Origin of the sequence: Vibrio sp. 10N.222.48.A3 (assembly GCF_041475345.1) — a bacterium.
GTDB classification, from domain to species: Bacteria; Pseudomonadota; Gammaproteobacteria; order Enterobacterales; family Vibrionaceae; genus Vibrio; species Vibrio tasmaniensis_A.
On record NZ_JBFRVX010000296.1, the window covers coordinates 1 to 1,192 of the forward strand.

General features: G+C 43.1%; 1 protein-coding gene and 1 pseudogene. Both read right to left on the reverse strand.

Going from position 1 to position 1,192, the window contains the following annotated elements; translation table 11 throughout:
• Nucleotides 1-920, reverse strand: a 920-nt coding sequence (locus tag AB4653_RS09500; RefSeq protein ID WP_372103976.1) for a DUF2860 family protein, incomplete at its 3' end; no start/stop codon positions are given.
• Nucleotides 921-1,029: 109 nt separating this feature from the next.
• Nucleotides 1,030-1,192: pseudogene (locus tag AB4653_RS09505) on the reverse strand (amidase); the annotation flags it as partial.

Below are 1,192 nucleotides of genomic sequence, written 5' to 3' on the forward strand. Positions count from 1 at the left end.
GCACCTAATAGTGATACTAGAGACCAGTTTTTTGCATCAAAGATATTGGCATATTCATAGGCGATAAATGCACCGAAATCTTTGTCTTCACGCGTCTTATTGAAAATAGGGTTCTCTTTATCATAGTCGCGTTTTGCTGCGTTGATCGTGAAAGCCAGACCATGATTGCCGAATCTTTTCGCTAAGTTCACCTCTGCTCCAACACTCAGGAATGATAACGCATTACCCTCAGAGTTCGACGAGAAAACATTGATTGAAGGCGTGAGAATGCCAGACCCATCTTTTAAGAAGTACTGGTAACCCGACTTTAGGTAAAAATACTCTCGCTCTCGCGTCATTAATGCTCGCTCTTCGTCCGTTAAATCAAGTCCTTTTAATCCTGTGTTTTCTTTTTTCACATCGGACTCGCCAAAAGCCATATCGATATTAAAGTTAGTCCCCATCATTTTAGACAGCTGCATTCGAACCACGTTGCCGGTTAGGTCGGTTTCTTCTCTCTTCGAATCAACGGCATAAGGGTCATCCCACACTTCGCCAGAGATCAGCGTTGGTAAGATGGAAAAGTCGATAACCATCCCGCTCTCCAGTTGCTGTCTATAGCCCACTTCAAATGCCAACGTACCTGTAATGATGTCGTCTCTAGAGGTGCCTAAGAAAATTTGCTTGTGATTCAAAGCGCCAAAGGTGTACTGCATCGAACCTAAAATAGCGACCATTCCATTGGCTTCAGTTGCACCAGACGACATTAAATCGGTTTGAGATTGATGATTACTTTGGCCAACATCTAAGTTGCTTGAGTTTGCGGTGAAGCCGGTTAGGAAGGTCATGTTGCCACTGAAACCTTCGCTTGGTGCTAAAGCTGCGTATGAAGGAGAAGCAAGCATCATAGTTGCCAAAAATAGGGAGATAATATGTTTCATCAATAGACTCGTACTTGAATGGTTTTTAATCGAACTGATTTCGAAATCGAATAGCTCTTGAAAATAAATAGCTCTTGAAAGTGAATTGCTTTTTAAAGTGCATTGCTTCTTAAAGTGCTATTGGGGCTTTTTTATTTGCCCAAGGCTTGGCGCTTTCTAGTTGATAGGCCAATTCAAATAAGAGGCGGTCGTTGCCTCTTGCTGCGGAAAAGTGGCTGCCGACTGGAAGGTTCTGCTTGTTCCAATAAGAGGGAGGCGACTTGATGGGAGAA